Raw genomic sequence first — 19,391 nt, forward strand, 5'->3', positions numbered from 1 at the left:
GCGGGGGAACATCGTCCGCGGGGCGAGGTGGTCCTTCGATCAGCCGCGACCTGGGGGACGGAGTCTGGTCGGCGGAGTGTCGATCAGGCCGCGGACCTGGGCGAGGCGGGCGGCCAGGGCGGGGGCGGCCTCGCTCAGCAGGGTCAGGTCCGAGCGGATCTCCAGCTGCCGGGACCACAGGACGGCTCTGCCCTGTTCCAGCATCTCCACGGCGAGCGCCGGCGTGTCCGCGGCGAGGGCGCAGGCGGCGGCGTCGGACACCAGATCGTCGTGGCGGGCCAGGCGGCGTTCCTGGTCGGGACGGTGGAGGCCCTGCCACGCCAGGAGGGGTAACAGGGCGACGGCCTCGCGGTACGCGCCGGCCGCGTCCGGCCAGCCGTCGCCCAGCTGGGCGGTCAGCCCGCCCGCCGCGCGTGCGGCCTGGAGGCGGGACTCCGCCGCCGCCGCGGGCGCCGACGCGGCGCGGCGCCAGGCCGCGATCGCCTGGTCGGCGTCCGGGCGTTCGCCTGTGTGGTCGAACCGCGTGTTCAGCGACAGTCCCAGCTGGAACAGCCGGGGGGCCAGCGCCTGATGATCGTCGGGGGTGGTGTCGACCGACTCCCGGGAGGCCGTGAGGGCGCCCTCCAGGTCGTCCTGGGCTCCGGATCGAGTGAAACGGAGCCAGAGCGCGGCGGAGAGTGCCGTCAGGACGCGCGCGCGGGCCGGGTGAGCGGCCGGCGACGCGTCCGCCGCGGCCCGCGCCGCGCTCACCGCCTCCTCCAGGTCCGGCGCCGCCCCGGTGTGTTCGTACTGGAGGATCAGCGACCTCGACAACGCGGCGAGCATCCCCGGGCGGTCGGGGTGATCGGCGGGGGCCGCCTCGACCGCCCCCCGGTTCGCCGCGACCGCGTCGGCGAGGTCGGCCTGGTCCGCGCGTTCCGACGACCGGATGCTCAGCGCCGTCGCCAGATTGGCCATGTACACGGCCCGGGAGGGATGGCTGAGCGGCGTGGCGTCGACGGCCGTCCGCAGCAGCCGGACGGCCTCGTCCAGGTCGGCGGCGGCGCCGAACCGCTGAAACCGGGTCGTGTGGATGTTCGCCGCGTTGGACAGGTGGCGCGGCATTTCCGGAGCCCGGTCCGGGGTGAGGTCGACGGCCTCCCGGCCGGCCTCGATCGCGGCGTCGAGGTCGGGCGGCTGCCCGAGACGCTCGAACCTGTCCAGCAGGGCGTTGCCGAGATTCGTCGACATCGCCGCCCGGTGGCGGTACTCCCTCGGCACGGCGTCCAGCGTCGCGCGCATGACCGTGATCGCCTCGTCGAGGTCCGCCATCCGCCCGAGCCGCTCGAACCGGGTACGCAGGGCCGTGCCGAGGTTCGCCGCGTACTCCAGCCGTTCGGCGTGGCGGGTGGTGGAGGCGGCCAGCCGGAGCGCGGCTACGGCCTCGTCGAGATCGTCGTCACGGCCGGAGCGCTCGTACCGGGTGAGCAGCGCGGCACCGAGCTCGGATTGGTAGATCGTCTGCGCCGGGTGGTCGTCGGGCAGCTCCCGGATTCCCCGGCGCAGCAACTCGACGGCGTGATCGAGCTTGGCGGGATCCTTGACGGCCTGCGCCTGCCGCAGAGCCGCGGCCCCACGCGCCACACTCACCCCACTGCGGACCGCGTCCGGCACCGCCGCCCGGAGCATCCGCCGCACTCCACTGGACAGCCGATCGAGCACAGAATCCTCCTCCGCCGATGCGCCGTCCCTACCCCGCATCTATTGGGCCGGGGTGAGGGCTTCGCAGATCGAGTTGCCTGCCACGGGGCTCGGGGTCTTCGCCGAGTTCCGTGTAGAACCAGAAATCCGGGTTTTTGGCGTGGTGGCGCGCGTGTGCGGTCAGAAGTTCGGCGAAGCGGCTCCATGCGTGCGTGTCGGTCGATTCGCCCGATCGCCAGCTTTCCAGCTCGTCGAGCATTTCCGCCAAGAAGGGATCGGAGTCCTGGCCGGCGTCGTGTGAGGTTGCCGTGATCGGTGGATCTTCGCGCAGGTAGGCGTGCAGGATCGTGGCCCGGACCGCCGCCTCCCATCGAAGGAGAGGGGGGACGGTGTCGTCGCCGTCGTTCACGGCTCGCGTCAGGGTCTCGGCCGCGTGGGTGAGTTCGTCGCGCTGGACCTGCACGGCGCTGAGCTCGATGAGGACCTGGACCCGGCGGGCGAGCAGTTCCGGCCCGTGTTCGAGGTGGGCGGCCGCGCGGGTCAGCGCGGCCTCCGCGGTGCCGGTGTCGCCCTGCGCCAAGGCGACGTTCGCCGCGTCTTGGGCGCCTATGGACGCGTTCCACCAGTACCGCAGTTCCTCGCTCAGCCGTTCGGCCAGGAGGCTTGCCCGCGAGGCGTTGCCGAAGTCCTCCAGCTGGGAGTACGCCGCGCTCATCTGGAACGCCGCGTGGGCACGTTTGTCGCGGTCACCGATCCGATCGGCCACCTTCGCGGCCCGCTCGGCCCATTCCGCCGACTTGCCGTGATCGCCCATTCGCGCGGCGAACCGGGCGTTGTTGAGCAGCGCCGACGCGGCGTCTCCGTCCCTGCCGAGGTCAAGGAAGAGGTCGGCGGCCCGGTCGCCGGGATCCAGGCTCTCCTCCCAGCGTTCGAGCCGACCTCGGAGCACGTTCAGCTCGAACAGCGCCTTGGCGCGGAACGTGGGCAGGTCGTGTTCGTGGGCGATCCGAAGGGTCTCATAGCAGGCTGTCTCCGCGTGCTGCCAGGCCTTGAGGTGACGCAGGCCGGCGGCGTTGCCGAGAGCGGCTCGCGCGGCGCCCGCCGGATCGCCGCGCCGGAGGTACAGGTCGACCCGGACGGCGTTGACGGCGACGATGCCGTCCAGCTCGCGGCGGGAGGAGTACAGCGTCCAGAGGTTCGTCGCGAACGCGGTGGCGACGTCGAGCTGGTCCAGTTCCTCGGCGAGCCGCTCGGCCTCGTGGAAGACGGCCGGGTCGAGCTCTCCGCTCACCTCGGCCTCCACCGACTGGTCATTGATCTCGATCAGACGGTCGAGCAGATACCGGAGTGCCCGTGACCGGAATCCCTTCAGCTGGTCCCGGTCCTCCTCCTCCGCCAGCCGCTCCGCCGCGAACACCCGGATCAGTTCCAGCAGGCTGAAGCCGGCCGGCGATCTGTCGTGGCGGTGTGCCGCCAGATTGTGGTCGGCGAGCCGGAGGAGGATGAGTTCCTGCTCGAACAGGTCGTACTCGGTGCAGTGCCCGAGTGAATCGGCGTCGACCACCTCCCCGGGGAAGGCCGGGATCAGCCGCAGCGAGCGACGGGCTCTTTCTTCCAGCAGGTCGTAGCTCAGCCTGATCGCGGCCCTGATGCCTAGTTCGCCGGGGTCCATGAGATCCAGACGGGTGGCACCCTTCGGCTCCATGAAGGCCAGCCGCTTGGTTTCGCGTTCCAGCGCCTTCCGCATTTCGCGCGGGGTCACGTCCGGGGTGGCCAGGCGCGCGCCGATCATCCGCAGCGCGAGCGGGACGTCGCCGCACAGCGCCGCGATCGCGTCGAGGTCCGCGTTGCCGGGCGGCTCCTGGCGGCAGTGCGCCGTCAGGAGTTCGATGGAGAAGGGGCGTTCCAGTTGCGGCACCCGGAAGGCGAGTCCTGGGTCGGAATAGTTCTGGAAACCGTCACGGCACGTGATGACGAGCGCGCAGGAAGGCGCGCGCCGGGCCAGGAGCGCGACGTGCTCGGCGTTCCGCGCGTTGTCGAGCAGCAGCAGAACGCCGCGTCCGGCGAGCTGGTCGAAGAAGCGGTCGAGCGCCTCGGCCTCGTCGAGCGCGTCGCCGCCGACGTCGAGGCCCAGTGCCTCGGTGAGAATACGGACGACCGTGCGTGGCGTGCGGCGCTTCGGCTCGGGGCTGAGGCCGTGCAGGTCGACGTAGTAGGCGCCGCCGGGGAACGACGCGGTGAGGCTTCTGGTCACCTCACGCGCCACTTCGCTGGTTCCCACCCGGGGTTGTCCCGACAGGAACGCGATGACGCTGCCTCTGGCGGTCATCGCCTCGCGTATCGCGCCGGCGACCTCGGAGACGAGACCGTCGCGGCCGGTGAAGGGAGGATCGGCGGGCGGAACCACACACATTCGCCGCGCGGTCGAACTGATCACTTGCTGGTACGGACTCGGGGCCTCACGGCGACCGGTGTCCTCCTCGCCCTGCCCGAGAGACCGCCGGGCGCGTACAGGCGGCCGGTAGATTTCGGGGGGTCCCGGGCGTCGTGGGAGATGTGCGGCGAGTTCCAGCAGGAAGCGCGACGTGGCCAGCGAGCCGTCCGCTGTCAGCGCTCCTTTCAGCCGCTCCCGGCACATGCGGGAGGTGCGCGCGAACAGCGTGCCGTCGAGGTGGCGCAGCAGGACACCGGTGAAATCCGCGATCATGGCGGCGGCGTCCCATGTCTCGTGTCCCCGGTCCCCCAGCGGGGACGTCCATTCGTTCAGCGCCTCCTGGTGCGACGGCAGGCCCGGGAGAAGCGCGCGGGGGTCGAGGCCGCACACGCGGATCCGGGCGAGGAATTCCTGCCTGCCCGCGTCTCCGCGCTCGCCCGGCAGCGCGGTCTCCGCGGCCAGGCGGTCGATCAGGCCCATCAGCGCGTCCGGCCGGCGCGCACGGTGCAGGGCGATCAGGATGGAGGCCGCCTCTCTGGCGGCCTCTTTCACCCAGGCCGGTGACGAACCCGCCGCCTGGTCCGTGCCGGGCAGTGCCCTGAGCGCCGTCACGACATGCAGGACGGTGGCCTCTCCGTCCCTCAGGACGAACTGCGGTTCCACGGCGACGCCGGGCAGACGGCCCAGGAGCTCGATGACATGTTCGGTGCAGGCCATCCACGCCATGCCCCGCAACTCGGCGGAGCTTTGGTAGCGGTGGCTGGCCACCCCGATGACGGCTCCGTCGGAATTGCGCAGGAGCGGTGCGCCGCTCATCCCGGGCAGGACATCCGGTGATCGGAACTGTCCCATGGAGACGTGGTTACGCCGCGTGGATCCCGTCCAGGTGCCGGTGGCGGTCAGGTAGCCGTAGTCGACCGAGTCCGGCACCCGCACGTCGCCGACGACATGACATGGGGTCCCGAGCGGCTCGGCGAAGGAGAGGGCGAAACCCTCCACCACGCCCGGGAGCGGGCCGAGGCGATGCAGGACCGCGAGATCCCGGACCGGATCGGTGGCGATGACTCGTGCGAGTTCGGCGGCCTGGGCCCCGGGTTCGAGCGTGTCGACCTCGACCACATTCCCTGGCTCGCCGTGGTCCAGCTGCGCCAGGACATGGAAGGCGGTGACCAATATGCCCGGTGCGACCTGAAAGCAGGTTCCGCCGGAGACACCGTCGGAATTGAGCACCCGCCCCAGAAACCCCGGGATGGGCGGTGACGACGACGGGAACGGTTCCACCTATGCCTTCCTAGGCCGTCGTGGGGGCGGCCGCGCCGGGCGAAGGGGATTTCGCGCTGTCGTAGGTCATCTTGACCGTGATCGTGGCTTCGCCGGAGACTCCGGCGATGACGACGCTGCCCGTCGTCGAGAACTTCAGCCCGAACTCGACCTCCATGACGGTGGGTGCCGCGCCCCTCGACCTGGCGGCCGTCATCGTCGCCGCGGTGGAGGCCGCCACCTCCAATATGGCGTCCTGGGCGCGCACGAACGCGTCGTGGGCGGCGTGCGCCGCGTCGCCGAGACGGGACAGGGGCTCGGAACCCGCCTTCTGCGACACCTCCAGGTCGAGCGTGACATCGCCCACCCGGACGGGAATGGTCTGCACGATCACCGTTCGCCCCTTCCTGCCGCCGCACCGCGTAACCGTTTCTGAGACGTGTGTGATCACGGCGTGGTTGTCACCGGCCGCACCGGGACGTGGTTCGCCGCCGGTTTCGTCCGGCTGAGGTCGCACGGGGCCCGGCCGGCTCAGGGGATCAGGTTGCGGGCCGGTCAGGTGGGGCTTCGCTGAGGTCTGCGGGGAGCTGCGGTGAGGGCTGGACCGGAGTCCAGGTCAACCGGGGCCGACGCGGCTTGCGTGCGGGGGTGGGGGAGATGACACTGGAGTTCTTCGGGAATCGATCTCGCTTCGGAGAGTTGTGGCGTCGGACGTCGATCTGCGCGATTACGCGGTTCTCTTGGACCTCGACGGTGTGATCATCAACTCTCTCCCGGCCACCGATGCCGCCATCGCGGTCGTCGCCGGTGCCGCGCTGGGCCGGAGGGTCTCGGCCGACGAGTGCCGGGCGTGCGCCGGGGGGTCGCCGCCGGAGGCGCTCAGGCGGCTCGGGGTGGTGGACGCCGATCTGGTCTACGAGCGTGGGTTCGACGACGCGTTGCGGGCCTCGCTGGCGGAGATGGTGGTGTTCGCGCGGGTGGTGGCGGCCGTCGCGGGGCTGGCGGCCGCGCACGCGTCCGTCGCGGTGGTGACGGCGCAGGCGCGGCGGCGGATCGGCATGCTCCTGCCTCCGGAGCTCGCGGGGGTGGTGGACACGGTCATCGCGCACGAGGACGTGCAGCGGCCCAGGCCCGCTCCCGACGGGGTGCGGGCGGCGTTGCGGATGCTCGGGGTGGCGCCGGGGCGCGCGGTCTTCGTGGGGGACGGGCCCGACGACATGCTGGCCGGGCGGGCGGCGGGGGTGTGCAGCCTGGGGGTGACGTGGGGGTTCCATTCGGAGGACGCGCTGGTGGAGGCGGGGGCGAGCGGGATCGTGCGGGATCCGGACCAGCTCGCGGAGCAGGTCGTGCGTCATCTCCTGGGCCGGGGAGAGGGGCCTTCCGGCTGGAAGGGTGATCTCCCGGCCTGAGGTGGTTGCCGGTGTGCCCTCGTCATGCGAAAGGGGCGGCTCAGGAGGCGGTGCCGTGGAGCATCATGCCCTGACCCCGTGAGTGGTGGACGTCGTCGGCGGGGTGGTCGTCCGGGGCGCGGAACTGGATCAGGAAGGTGGTGCGGGGCTCCGCGGAGGTGTTCACGCCGGAACCGTGGACCGTCAGGTAATTGATGAACAACGCGTCGCCGGCCTCGGCCTCCACCGGGGTGGCGGCGTCCAGCGGCCACTCGGTGATCGGGAGGTGCCAGCCGCCCTCCTCGACGTGCGGGAGAGGGCCTCGCCGGTGGCTGCCGGGGATGACGCGGACGCAGCCTTTTTCCTCGGGGGCGTCGTCGAAATGGAAGATCGCGGCGGTGACGGTGTGCTTCGTGTGGGGGAAGTGGGCCGCGTCCTGGTGGAGGGGGAACGGGGAGCCCTTCTCCGGGGGTTTCACGAAGATCTTGGTGTGGTGGAGCTGGAGGTCGGGCCTGCCGAGCAGTGCGGTGGCGGCCCCGGTGAAGCGCGGGTCCAGCATGAGGCGGCTGAAGGCGGCCGAGTGGAACTGGGCGTCGTGGCAGTGCCTCAGCTCGGTGCGGGTGGCGGTCAGCCGCCGGGCGCTGCCCCAGGTGGGGTCACCGGGCGCCAGCCGGGCGAGCACCTTGTGGCACTCCGCCCGGTAGGCGTCGGCTTCCTGCCCGGTGAGCAGGCCTTTTATCAGCAGATATCCGTTCTCCTGGTAGAACGCGACCGAGGATGAATCGACCATGCCAGCCTCCCGCACGGGTGTCGTCCACCTCGGTATGTCCCACGCACCGTCATCTGCTGAAACCGGCGGTCAGCCCGCTGAGGATCTGGCGGCGGCCGACGATGTAGAGCAGGAGGATGGGCAGGGTGGTGAGGACGACGGAGGCGAGGACGGCCGGCACGTTGATGCTGTACTGGCCCTGGAAGGTCCACAACGCCAGCGGCAGGGTGCGCTTGCTCGGGTCCTGGGTGAGGATCAGAGGCAGCAGGAAGCCGTTCCAGATCTGCAGCGCGTTGTAGATGATGACGGTGATCACGGCGGGGCGGGTCAGCGGCAGCGCGAGGCGCCACAGCATGCTCTGCTCGGTCGCGCCGTCGAGGCGCATCGACTCGAACAGCTCCTTCGGCACGTCCCTGAGGAAGTTGGACAGCACGAGCACCGACAGCGGGATCGCGAAGGCGATGGACGGCAGGATCATCCCCGTCAGGCTGTCGTACAGCTGCAACTTGATGATGATCAGGTAGACCGGGATGATCGTCGCCTGGAGCGGGATGGCGAGGCCCATCAGGAACAGCGAGTTCACCGACCGCAGGAAACGGCTCCTGCCGCTGCTCCGCACGATCGCGTATGCCGCCATGAAGGACACCGCGACCGCGGGGATCACCGCCCCGACGGTGACGATCAGGCTGTTGATGAAGTACTGGATGAAGTCCGACTCGATGACCAGCCGGTAGTTGTCCAGCGTCGGCTCGCCGGGCGGGGCCAGCGGGTTGGTCGCGTAGTAGTTGCTCTGCGTCTTGAAGCTGGTGATCACGATCCAGTAGATGGGCACGATCACGATCAGCAGCCAGAGCACAGCGGTCACGCCGGCGACCCAGTTGGGGTGGCTCGCGACGGTGCGGTTGTCCCGGGAGGTCGCGTGCTTGGCACGCCGTGGCCGGGCCGCGGTGGTGGTCGCCATGGTGTCAGACCCCTTCCTGCTGGCTGGCGCCGGCGTTGGCGGCGCCGCCGCCGACTCGGCGCAGCAACAGCGCCACCGCGAGACCGACGAGGACGAGGATCAGGGCGATCGCGCTGGCCGGGCCCATGAGGCTGGCCTGCCATCCCCGTTTCCACATGTCCACGGCGAGCACCCGGGTCGCGTCCGCCGGGCCGCCCGCGGTCAGCACGAAGATCAGGTCGAAGAAGGTCAGCGATCCGGCGATCATGAGGGTCGAGGACGTGATGATGGTGTACTTGAGCTGCGGCAGCGTGATGCTGAAGAACCGGCGTATCCGCCCCGCGCCGTCCATCTCGGCGGCCTCGAACATCGAGCGCGGGATCTGCCGGACCCCGCCCTGGTAGATGAGCGAGTGGAACGGGATGAACTGCCAGGACACCACGAAGATGACGACGCCGAACGCGAGAACGGGGTCGCCCAGCCAGTCCTGCACGAGGAACGGGATGTTGAGCCCGGCGCCGAGCCCGAAGTTCGGGTCCAGCAGCGCCTTGTAGGTGATGGCGATGGCGGCCGAGCTGAGCAGCAGAGGGATGAAGTACAGCACCGAGAGCACGGCCCGGTAGCGCTGGGCGCCGGCCAGGAACACGCCGAGCAGGATGCTCGCGGGAGTCTGCACCACCCATGACAGGGCGATCACCAGGAACGTCACCCAGAGGGCGTGCGGGAGGCCCGGGTCGGCGAGGACGGCGCTCCAGCTGGTGAAGCCGGAGAACGTGATGTCGCCGATGCCGTCCCACGTGGCGAAGCTGAGCGCCAGTACGCCGAACAGCGGGATGACGCCGAACCCGATGAAGAACAGGAGCGCCGGCACGGCCAGCCACGCGAGGCCGACGCTGCGACGGCCTCGCGTGGTGGCCGCCGGCGCCCTCCGCGTGGCGGAGGGCGCGAGCGTTGTGCTCACTTGCCGATGACCGCGTTCATGTTGTCGGCGAACTGTTGCGGAGAGATCGACAGCTGGAACAGCTTGGAGATGTTGTCGAGGAGCACCTCGGCCGCCGTCGGGCTGAGGGCCTGGTCCCACGACTGGGCGAACGTCTTGGCGTTGCTGGCGATGCCGTAGAGGAACTGCTGCCACGCCGCGTCCTTCACGGTGGCGTAGGAGCTCTCGACACCCTTGACGATCGGCACCGAGCCGGTGTCGATCCACTCCTTGGTCTCGGCCTGGTCGAGGATGGCGGTGGCGAAGTACTTCTTGGCGATCTCCTTGGCCTCCGGGGTGGCCTTGGAGGAGATGGAGAGGTACTGGCCGGGGTTGCCGACGGTGTTGCTCGGGTCGCCCTTGCCGCCGTCGACCGGCGGGAAGTTCATGTACCCGAGGTGGCCGCCGGAGACGAAGTCGCCGCCGTCCTGCGCCATGCCGCCGTAGGTCCAGCTGCCGTGCACCATCATGGCCGCCTTGCCGGTGTACAGCAGCGCCTGGTCGGCGTTGGAGTCGGCGGTGATGGAGGAGAAGCCCTTGATGAAGCCGTTGGCCTTGACGAGCTCCTGCACCTTGGTGAGGCCGTCGATGGAGGCGGGGTTGGACCAGGCGTTCTTCTCGCCGTCGAACACGGCCTGGAACACCTCGGGGCCGCCGATGCGGTCGAACAGGAACTCCAGCCACATCATGTTGGTCCAGCGCGACTGACCGCCGAGCGAGAACGGCGCGATGCCCTTGGCGTTGAACTTGGGCACCAGGTCCATGATGTCGCCCCACGACTGCGGCGGCTCGGCCCCGATCTTCTCGAAGGCCCGCTTGTCGTAGTAGAAGATGATCGGCTGGACGGCCTCGCACGGCATGGCGTAGATCTTGCCGTCGATGGTCGCGGCGCCGAACGCCGAGTCGAACAGGCGGTCCTTGACCGCGGGGTTCGAGTCGAACCACGAGGTGAGGTCCTCGACCTGGTTGGCCTGCACGTAGCTGCGCAGCGTGCCGCCGCCCCAGCCGAAGATGATGGTGGGGGCCTGGCCCGCGCCGATCGCCGTCTTGATCTTCGTCTTGTAGGCGTCGTTCTGGAAGGTCGTCGCCGCGATCTTCGTGTTGGGGTTCGCCGTGTTGAACCGCTTCAGGGTGTTGCCGCGGATGCCTTCCTGCGGCTGACCCGTGATGTACCAGTAGGTGGCCTTGGCGCCGGCGCTGCCGCCGGTGCCGCTGCTGGCGCCACCGGTGCTCGGGCCGGAGGTGCCGCACGCGGCGAGCGCGGCTCCCAGTGGGACACCCATGGATAGGGCGAGGAAGTTGCGGCGAGAGGTTGTCCTGGGCTCCACGCTTATCTCCGTACTCCAAATGCCGGGGGCTGGCCGCGGCTCGATCACGGTGGCCGGCGGTCCAGGGCCAAGTACCCGATGCCGCTGTCCGGTCCTCCCTGAGTTGGTTTGTCGAAACATTTGCGACATGACCGCGCGGCACGCAATCTAGGTTTCGGCAGTTGGCGTGTCAAGGCCTATGAGCCCTCCTGCGCCGGGCGCGCCCGATGTGCAGGTAGGGGTACTTTTGCACAGACCCCCGGACACTCTTGTGATGGAGAGAAGGTCGCGCTCGGGTCGCTCAACGGCACCGAAATGTTTCGGAAATCGTGGCTGGGACGTTCACGTAAGGAGTGCAGCAAGATGACGGCTCTAGATCGGACACCCGCGGCGGACGGGATCCTCCGCCCGTGGCAGGACCCGGCCCTACCCGTGGCCGACAGGGTCGAAGCACTCCTTGAGGAGATGACCCTTGAGGAGAAGGTCGCCCAGCTCGGCAGCCGGTGGGTCGGCAACGACATGCAGTCCGCCGAGTCCGGCCAGGTCGAAGACCCCGCCGGCCCCGACGAGGAGGACCCGGGCGCGCTGAACGTCGCCCCGATGCAGGACGTCTTCGCGGCCTCGGGTACGGTGCCTTTCGAGGAGTCGATCCGTCACGGGCTCGGCCACCTGACCCGGGTCTTCGGCAGCGTGCCGCTGACCGCGGCCGAGGGCGCGGCCGAGGTGGTGCGGTTGCAGCGTCAGGTCGTCGAGGCGTCCCGGCTCGGCATCCCCGCGCTGGTGCACGAGGAGTGCCTGACCGGTTTCACCACGTACGGCGCGACCGTCTACCCCGCCGCCATCGCCTGGGGCGCGACGTTCGACCCCGAGCTGGTGGAGCGCATGGCCGCCGCCATCGGGCGTGACATGCGCGCCGTCGGGGCGCACCAGGGCCTGTCCCCGGTGCTGGACGTCGTGCGCGACTACCGCTGGGGCCGGGTCGAGGAGACCATGGGCGAGGATCCCTATCTCGTCTCCATGCTCGGCTCGGCGTACGTGCACGGCCTGGAGAGCGCCGGGGTCGTCGCGACCCTCAAGCACTTCGCCGGGTACTCCGCCTCCCGCGCGGCCCGCAACCACGGCCCCGTCCCGATGGGCCGCCGCGAGCTGATCGACATGATCCTGCCGCCGTTCGAGACGGCCGTCGTGCTGGGCGGCACCCGCTCGGTGATGAACTCCTACTCCGACGTGGACGGCGTCCCGGCCGTGGCCGACTCCTGGCTGCTGACCGAGGTGCTGCGCGGCGAGTGGGGCTTCACCGGGACCGTCGTGTCCGACTACTGGGCCGTCCCGTTCCTCGCGACGATGCACGGGGTCGCCCGGGACACCGACGACGCCGGCGTCCAGGCGCTCGCCGCGGGGGTCGACGTCGAGCTGCCCGACACCCTCGGCTTCGGCCCGCACCTGGTCGAGCGGGTGCGCGCGGGGGAGGTGCCCGAGTCCCTGGTGGACCGCGCGGCGCGCCGCCTGCTCGCCCAGAAGGTGGAGCTCGGCCTGCTCGACCCGGACTGGACGCCCGAGGGCTCGGTGGCCGAGGCCGGCGGCACGGACCTGAACTCGCCGTCCAACCGCGCCCTGGCCCGCGAGATGGCCGAGCGCTCGGTCATCCTGCTCGACGCGGGCACCGCGCTGCCGCTGCTCGGGGAGGGCCGGGAGGCGCCGCGCCGCGTCGCCGTCGTCGGGCCGGTCGCCGACGACCCGCGCACCCTGATGGGGTGCTACGCCTTCCCCAACCACGTGCTGCCCCGCTACCCCGACCTCGGGCTCGGCGTGGACGCGCCCAGCGTGCTCGCCGCGCTGCGGGCGGAGCTGCCCGACTCCGAGATCACCTACGCGAAGGGCTGCGACGTCCGCGAGCACGACCGCTCGGGCTTCGCTGCCGCCGCGGACGCCGCCCGCGCGGCCGACCTGTGCGTGGCCGTCGTGGGCGACCTCGCGGGGCTGTTCGGCCACGGCACCTCGGGTGAGGGCTGCGACGCCGACGATCTTCGCCTGCCGGGGGTACAGGCGGAGCTGCTGGCCGAGCTCGCGGCCACCGGCACTCCGGTCGTCGTGGTGGTCGTCTCCGGCCGCCCGTACGCGCTCGGCGAGGCGCACGCCTCGGCCGCCGGGCTCGTCCAGGCGTTCATGCCGGGCCAGGAGGGCGCGTCGGCGGTGGCGGGCGTGCTGTCCGGGCGGGTGCAGCCCGGGGGCAGGCTGCCCGTGCAGATTCCGCGCGGGCCGGGCGGCCAGCCGGGCACCTACCTTCAGCCGCCGCTCGGGGCCAACAGCCACGGCATCAGCAACCTCGACCCGACCCCGCTGTTCCCGTTCGGCTACGGCACCTCCTACACCACCTTCGAGGTCGGCGATCTGCGGATCAGCGACACCGAAGTCCCGACCGACGGCGAGTTCACCGTGACGGTCACGGTGCGCAACACCGGCGCCCGCGCCGGGGACGAGGTCGTCCAGCTGTACCTGCACGACGTGCTCGCCCAGGTCACCCGGCCGGTGCGGCAGCTCACCGGCTTCGCCCGGGTCCACCTGGAGCCGGGGGAGGGCAAGGACGTGCGCTTCCAGGTGCACACCGACCGCACGGCCTTCGCCGGCCGGGACCTGCGGCGCGTCGTCGAGCCCGGGGACGTCGAGGTGCTCGTCGGCACCTCGGCGACCGATCTGCCCTGCCGCGGCACCGTACGGCTGACCGGCCCGCTGCGCGAGGCGGGACACGACCGTCGGCTCAGCACTCCCGTGGAGGTGAGCGCCGCCGGGTGAATTGCCCGTGAAAAAGCCCGGCCGCCGTTATCGGCGGCCGGGCTTTTTGCGTGTTATGGGCACTGTGCGCTCTGTGGGCTCTTTGGGAAGCACTTCCGGGGAGCGCCCGGCGTTCCACCGTGCCGCTAATCGGCGGGGCCGGGACGTCCTCTCAGGCGGCGATACTCTTCCGAAACCGTCACTCCCGTAGAACGGTCTCCAAGCGGAGATTCCGCGTGGATGGAGACGCGATGCGAGAAAAAGCGCCAGAACGGCGCTCGGGAATTCAGGCGGTGACCGGCGATCGCCGAGCCGTTTCCCGATGTGCCCTCCGTGTCCCCCGCGCCGTCCGCGAAACGACCTGTTCCACCGAATTGAAGCCGGAGACGCGGCCCGCGTGAGTTCCGCGCCCAGGAGCGAACTGACCAGGAGGTGCTGAGTGATGTCCACCATTCCCACTCAGGTGAGAGAAGAACAGACGAACCGTGACGTGCCGCGACCGCCGCGGATACGGCGCCGGCGCCGGGGCCGTGCCGTCGTCGGCGGGCTTGTCCTCGTGGTGGTGGCCGCCGGCGGCGGCTTCGTGGCGAGCACCATGGCCGGTGGCGGCGGTGACAAGACCGGCACGGGCGAGAGCACCAACACCGCCCCCACGGCGCTGGCGGCCGTTGAGCAGAAGAAGCTGACCGCGCAGACACGGGTGAACGGCACCCTCGGCTACGCGGGCCTGTACGAGGTGGTCAACCGCGCCAGCGGGACGATCACCAGGTTGCCGGCCGTCGGGCAGGTGATCGGGCAGGGCCGGGTGCTGTACCGGGTGGACGGCAAGCCCGTCATCCTTTTGCGCGGCGCGGCCGTCCCGGCGTACCGGTCGCTGTGGCGCACCATGAAGGGCGCGGACGTGCGGCAGCTCAACGCGGCGCTGGTCGCGCTCGGCTACGCGGACAAGGACGACCTGGACCCGAAGTCGCAGTACTTCGGCTGGTCCACCTACTACGCGATGCTGAAGCTGCAGAAGAAGTTCGGCCTGAGCAGGACCGGCGGCCTGGAGCTCGGCCAGGCGGTGTTCCTGCCCGCCAAGCAGATCAGGGTCACCAAGGTGAACGCCTCCTACGGCGCCACCGCGCCGTCCGGTCCGATCATGGAGGCCAGCTCGACCGACCGGCACGTGACCGTCGCGCTGGAGACCTCGCAGGTCAGCGGGATCAAGGTGGGGGACAAGGTGACGGTGACGTTGCCGACCCTCAAGGAGACCCCCGGCCGGGTCGCCTCCATCGGCACGGTGGCCAAGAAGGCGACCTCGGGCTCGCCCACCGTCGACGTCCGCATCAAGCTGTCGCGGCCGCGCGACACCGGGCGCCTGGACCAGGCCCCGGTGCAGGTGGCCATCGTCAGCGCCAGCGCCGACGACGTCCTCGCTGTGCCGGTGAACGCGCTGCTGGCCCTGGCCGGCGGCGGGTACGCGATCGAGGTCGTGCAGCCCGACAACACCCACAAGCTGTACCCGGTGACGCTCGGGCTGTTCGACGACAGCGCGGGCATGGTCGAGATCGAGGGCGCGGGCGTGACCGCGGGGCAGAAGATCGTGGTGCCCGCGGCATGAGCGGGGACGTGCAGACGATGGGACACGTCCAGGCCGCCGGGCCGCCGGACACGCGCGAGCGTGTCCTGGAACTGGAGCACGTGTGGAAGGTCTACCCGGGCGCGACACCGGTCAAGGCGCTGAACGACGTCAGCTTCACCATCCGCCGCGGCGAGCTGGTGGCGATCGTGGGGCCGTCGGGTTCCGGCAAGTCGACCCTGCTGCACGTGATGGGCACCCTGGACCGGCCCACCAAGGGCAGCGTGCGCATCGTGGAGTCCGACGTCGCGCTGATGTCGGACCGTGAGCTGGCCGAGCTGCGGGCCAGCCGCATCGGCTTCGTGTTCCAGCAGTTCTTCCTGGCCGAGTACAACAGCGCGCTGGAGAACGTCGCCGACGGGCTGCTGTACTCGGGGATCAGCCGCGCCGACCGCCGCGAGGCGGCGGCCGAGGCACTGACGAAGGTGGGCCTGTCCCACCGGATGGACCACCGCCCGCCCCAGCTGTCGGGCGGCGAACGGCAGCGGGTGGCGATCGCCCGCGCCCTGATCGGCTCGCCGGACATCGTGCTGGCGGACGAGCCGACCGGAAACCTGGACAGCAACTCGGCCGCCGCCATCTTCGCCCTGCTCAGGGAGCTGCACAACGGCGGCGCGACCATCATCGTCATCACCCACGACCGGGAGCTGGCCGCGCGGCTGCCCCGCCGCATCGAGGTGCTCGACGGCAAGGTCGTCACCGACGTCGCCCAGGACACCGCGGGGCTGCTCGACCCCGAGGTTGCGCCCGGCTGGGCGGCCGACATGAGGGAGCACCGATGAGCGGCACCATGACGATGACGTACCGGCTCCGGCCGTCCGACCTGGCCCGGGTGGCCAGCGTCGGGCTGCGCAGCCGCCGGATGCGCGCCGCGCTGTCCGCGCTCGGCATCGCCATCGGCGTGGCGGCCATGGTGGCGGTGCTGGGCCTGTCCGCGTCGTCGCAGGCGGGCCTGCTCGCCGAGATCGACCGGCTGGGCACCAACCTGCTGACCGTCTCCAAGGGCACCACGCTGTTCGGCGACACCGCGGAGCTGCCCAAGGAGGCCCCCGGGATGATCTCCCGGATCGGCCCGGTGACGGAGGTGCAGTCGACCGGCTCCACCAAGGCCAGGGTGTACCGCAGCCCGCTGATCCCGGCGATCAACACCAACGGACTTACCGTGGCGGCGAGCAGCCTCGGCCTCCCCGCCGCGGTGAGCACCAGCGTCGCGCGCGGCAGGTTCCTGGACGCCGCCACGGCGGGGCAGCCGGTCGTCGTGCTCGGCTCGGCGGCGGCCCGGCGGCTCGGTATCGACCGCATCTTCCCCGGGCAGCGGCTCTGGGTCGGCGGCCAGTGGTTCTACGTCAACGGGATCCTGCGGCCGGCCGCGCTGGCCCCCGAGATCGACAACTCCGTGCTGGTCGGCTACGCGGCGGCGGAGAAGTACCTGGGGTTCAACGGCCACCCGTCCGTCGTGTACGTCCGCTCCGACACCGAGCAGGTCGGCGCGGTGCACGGGGTGCTGGCGGCCACCGCGAACCCGCGCAACCCCAACCAGGTCACGGTGAGCCAGCCGTCGGCCGCGCTGGTGGCGCGGGCCGCGGCCCAGTCGGCGCTGAACGGCCTGTTCCTCGGCCTCGGCGCGGTGGCGCTGCTGGTCGGCGGGATCGGCGTGGCCAACACGATGATCATCTCGGTGCTGGAGCGCCGCTCGGAGATCGGGCTGCGCCGGGCGCTCGGCGCGACCAAGGGGCACATCCGCATCCAGTTCCTGTCCGAGGCGGTCCTGCTGTCGTGCGTCGGCGGCGTGCTCGGGGTGGTCATCGGGGCGGCGGCCACCGCCGTGTACGCCACGGTGAAGGGCTGGGCGATCGTGGTCCCGGGCCTGGCCTGGGGCGGGGGACTGGTCGTGGCCATCCTGATCGGGGCGATCGCCGGGCTGCTGCCCGCGATCCGCGCCGCGCGGATGGCGCCGACCGAGGCCCTGCGCACCGTCTGACCCCGGTCCCGCGACCGGCTGCAGCGGCCGGTCGCGGGAACCGGTGCGCACCGAACGGAAGTTCATCTATCTACGGGGGGCGGGTGGATGTCTCGGGACACGATCGTTCACGGGGTCGCGCGGAAGTCCGTGTCTGGATTACGGGCATGACCGGATGCGACAATCCGGGCCTCAGTAATGAGGATCACCGTTCACGCCCGGCGCCCCAGGAGGAGGCCCGGGCGCCTGCGTTCATACGTGAGAGGGGAACGGCCACCGTGTACTTTTATGTGCTTGGCAATCTTGAGGTGAGATTTTCGGCCCGGAGGATTCCGATCACCGCGCCGAAACAGAGGGTGGTCCTGGCGACGCTCCTGCTCGACGCCAACAACGAGGTGCCGAGTGACCATCTGATCCGCTACATCTGGGACGGACGGCCGCCGGCCGCCGCGCAGACCACCTTGCAGTCGTACGTGTACCGGCTCCGTCGGCTGCTGCGGCCCGTCCGGGGTGTGGAGTTGCAGACGGGTTCGGACGGCTACGTGCTGAGTGTTGACCCGGGTGCCGTCGATCTTGAGGTGTTCCGGCAGCGGGCCGCGGAGGCGCGCGAGCTCGCGAAGCATTCTTTGGGTACCGCCGTGGAAGCACTCAGAGGGGCGCTCGCGTTTTGGCGTGGAAACGCTCTCTCCGGAATTCCAGGTGAGTTGATCAGGCAGGAGGCCCGCTTCCTGGAGGGCGAGAGGATAGCGGTCTACGAAGAATTGTTCAACGCCGAAATCGAGCTGGGCAACCATCGCCAGATCATTCCTGAGTTGCAGAAACTCGTTTCGGCGAACCCGTTCCACGAGCTTTTACGAGCCCAGCTCATGCTGGTGCTCTACCGGTCCGGCAGGCAGGCGGACGCCCTGCACAACTACTCCGTTCTGCGGCGCAGGCTCCACGACGAGCTCGGCATCGAGCCCGGTCCCGATCTCCGTGAACTGCAAAAGGCCATCTTGGGACAGGTGCCGTCGACGAGGATCATGCTGCCGCATTAGCTCCAGCGAGACTCCAGCGAAATGCCAGTGAGATGCCAGCTGAATGATTACGTTCCTCACACGTCGTCCAAGTATCATCGCCCGAGTGTTGGCAGTCTCTTGGTGGCCCAGTCAAAACCTGGGGTTAGGAGAAGATGAATTTAGCAGCTCCACACCCTCGGGGCGGTCGATTGGGGAGTTCGTTGATAAGGGGAATGTTGCCGCCGGGATCATTGCGGCGGTGCGATCTGGGCCATCAGAACCATGAGGACCATGACATATGGGGGGGCAGGAGAACCATGGACCATCAGGTGGTGGAAGTACCGGTCAGTGCCCTGTCGGTCGTCGGCTCGCCGCGGACGTCCGGCGCGGATCCAGAACACGTGGAGGCACTGGCGGCGATGGGGGAGGAATTCCCGCCGATCATCGTGCATCGAGCAACTATGCAGGTCATTGACGGTGTGCACCGGCTGGAGGTGGCCAAGCTCCAGGGCCGCAGGACCATCGCGGCGAAGTTCTTCGAAGGCGCCCCGGAGGACGCCTTCGTGCTGGCGGTTCAGTCGAACGCCGTGCACGGGCTGCCGCTGTCCCTCGCGGACAGGAAGCGGGCGGCCGAGCGCATCATCCGCACCCATCCGCAGTGGTCGGCCCGGCGGCTCGCCGCGACCGTGGGAGTCTCCCCGGGCACCGTCGCCGAGATCCGCAGGAAGATGTTCGGTGATCCGGGCGAAGGGGACGTCCGGGTCGGCCGGGACGGCAAGGTGCGCCCGATCAACGGGGCCGAGGGGCGGCGCATCGCCACCGAGCTGATCGTCGAGAAGCCGGAGCTGTCGCTGCGCCAGATCGCCCGTGCGGCGGGCGTGTCCCCCGAGACGGTCAGGAGCCTGCGCAACCGGTTGCGGCGGGCCGAATCCCCGGCCGGCGCGGAGCCCGGCTGGCCCGGGGGCACGGCCCCGGACGGGCAGTCCGGTCCGGTGGACCTCGCGGCCGGGCGCGGGCGCCGTCAGGACCGCGCCGCGGTCGTGCAGCGGCTGAAGGCCGACCCCGCGCTGCGCCTCAGCGTCACCGGCCGGGACCTGCTGCGGCTCCTGAACATCCACATGATCAGGACCGACGAGTGGGAGAGCCTCATCGAGAGCGTCCCGCCGCACTGCCGGGGCGCCGTGGCCCAGCTCGCGCGGGGGTGCGCCGAGATATGGGCGGAGTTCGCCACGCAGGTCGACGGGAGGATCGCCAGCACGGCGTAGGGGCCCCTACGTGATGCC

General features: G+C 70.4%; 14 protein-coding genes. 7 read left to right on the forward strand and 7 right to left on the reverse strand.

The genetic code is table 11. The features are described 5' to 3' along the window. Positions 1-39 precede the first annotated feature (39 nt). From ACFP1K_RS13290 to ACFP1K_RS13300, 3 genes are all read right to left on the reverse strand, one after another. Positions 40-1,701, reverse strand: coding sequence for a hypothetical protein (locus ACFP1K_RS13290; protein WP_380751464.1), 1,662 nt, complete (start codon positions 1,699-1,701; stop codon positions 40-42). A gap of 28 nt (positions 1,702-1,729) precedes the next feature. Further along, entirely contained in the window at positions 1,730-5,344 is a 3,615-nt protein-coding gene (locus ACFP1K_RS13295; protein ID WP_380751467.1) for a trypsin-like peptidase domain-containing protein, read from the reverse strand. Between the two features lie 61 nt (positions 5,345-5,405). Next, positions 5,406-5,768 (reverse strand): CU044_2847 family protein, encoded by a 363-nt coding sequence (locus tag ACFP1K_RS13300; RefSeq protein WP_380751470.1) that lies wholly within the window; start codon positions 5,766-5,768, stop codon positions 5,406-5,408. A 307-nt stretch (positions 5,769-6,075) separates the two neighbouring features. Here ACFP1K_RS13300 and ACFP1K_RS13305 point away from each other — a divergent pair, with 307 nt between their 5' ends. Continuing rightward, positions 6,076-6,783: an HAD family hydrolase gene (locus ACFP1K_RS13305; protein WP_380751473.1), complete on the forward strand. Its 708-nt coding sequence runs from the start codon at positions 6,076-6,078 to the stop codon at positions 6,781-6,783. Between the two features lie 40 nt (positions 6,784-6,823). Here ACFP1K_RS13305 and ACFP1K_RS13310 read toward each other — a convergent pair whose 3' ends face one another. The 4 genes from ACFP1K_RS13310 to ACFP1K_RS13325 are packed head-to-tail and all read right to left on the reverse strand — an operon-like array spanning position 6,824 to position 10,733. Further along, positions 6,824-7,552: a phytanoyl-CoA dioxygenase family protein gene (locus tag ACFP1K_RS13310; protein WP_380751476.1), complete on the reverse strand. Its 729-nt coding sequence runs from the start codon at positions 7,550-7,552 to the stop codon at positions 6,824-6,826. Positions 7,553-7,601: 49 nt separating this feature from the next. Beyond that, the gene (locus ACFP1K_RS13315) at positions 7,602-8,492 is read right to left on the reverse strand and encodes a carbohydrate ABC transporter permease (protein WP_380751479.1); all 891 of its coding nucleotides are present in this window, start codon (positions 8,490-8,492) and stop codon (positions 7,602-7,604) included. A 4-nt stretch (positions 8,493-8,496) separates the two neighbouring features. Next, complete coding sequence (locus tag ACFP1K_RS13320; protein WP_380751482.1) at positions 8,497-9,432, reverse strand: carbohydrate ABC transporter permease; 936 nt, start codon at positions 9,430-9,432, stop codon at positions 8,497-8,499. Then, entirely contained in the window at positions 9,429-10,733 is a 1,305-nt protein-coding gene (locus tag ACFP1K_RS13325) for an extracellular solute-binding protein (protein WP_380751485.1), read from the reverse strand. The genes ACFP1K_RS13320 and ACFP1K_RS13325 overlap by 4 nt, the downstream gene beginning before the upstream one ends. Before the next feature lie 387 nt (positions 10,734-11,120). Here ACFP1K_RS13325 and ACFP1K_RS13330 point away from each other — a divergent pair, with 387 nt between their 5' ends. The 6 genes from ACFP1K_RS13330 (at position 11,121) to ACFP1K_RS13355 (ending at position 19,373) form a co-directional block, all read left to right on the forward strand. After that, a complete protein-coding gene (locus tag ACFP1K_RS13330) occupies positions 11,121-13,550 on the forward strand; it encodes a glycoside hydrolase family 3 N-terminal domain-containing protein (protein ID WP_380751488.1) in 2,430 nt (809 codons plus the stop codon). A 421-nt stretch (positions 13,551-13,971) separates the two neighbouring features. After that, positions 13,972-15,132: an efflux RND transporter periplasmic adaptor subunit gene (locus tag ACFP1K_RS13335; protein WP_380751491.1), complete on the forward strand. Its 1,161-nt coding sequence runs from the start codon at positions 13,972-13,974 to the stop codon at positions 15,130-15,132. Next, positions 15,129-15,932, forward strand: a complete 804-nt coding sequence (locus ACFP1K_RS13340; RefSeq protein ID WP_380751493.1) for an ABC transporter ATP-binding protein — start codon at positions 15,129-15,131, stop codon at positions 15,930-15,932. The genes ACFP1K_RS13335 and ACFP1K_RS13340 overlap by 4 nt, the downstream gene beginning before the upstream one ends. After that, complete coding sequence (locus ACFP1K_RS13345) at positions 15,929-17,131, forward strand: ABC transporter permease (RefSeq protein WP_380751496.1); 1,203 nt, start codon at positions 15,929-15,931, stop codon at positions 17,129-17,131. Before ACFP1K_RS13340 ends, ACFP1K_RS13345 begins: the two co-directional genes overlap by 4 nt. Positions 17,132-17,388: 257 nt before the next feature. Beyond that, positions 17,389-18,147 (forward strand): AfsR/SARP family transcriptional regulator, encoded by a 759-nt coding sequence (locus tag ACFP1K_RS13350; RefSeq protein ID WP_380751499.1) that lies wholly within the window; start codon positions 17,389-17,391, stop codon positions 18,145-18,147. 278 nt (positions 18,148-18,425) lie between these two features. Then, positions 18,426-19,373, forward strand: coding sequence for a streptomycin biosynthesis protein (locus ACFP1K_RS13355; protein WP_380751501.1), 948 nt, complete (start codon positions 18,426-18,428; stop codon positions 19,371-19,373). Positions 19,374-19,391: the final 18 nt, after the last annotated feature.

Origin of the sequence: Sphaerisporangium aureirubrum (assembly GCF_042658925.1) — a bacterium.
Classification (GTDB): Bacteria; Actinomycetota; Actinomycetes; order Streptosporangiales; family Streptosporangiaceae; genus Sphaerisporangium; species Sphaerisporangium aureirubrum.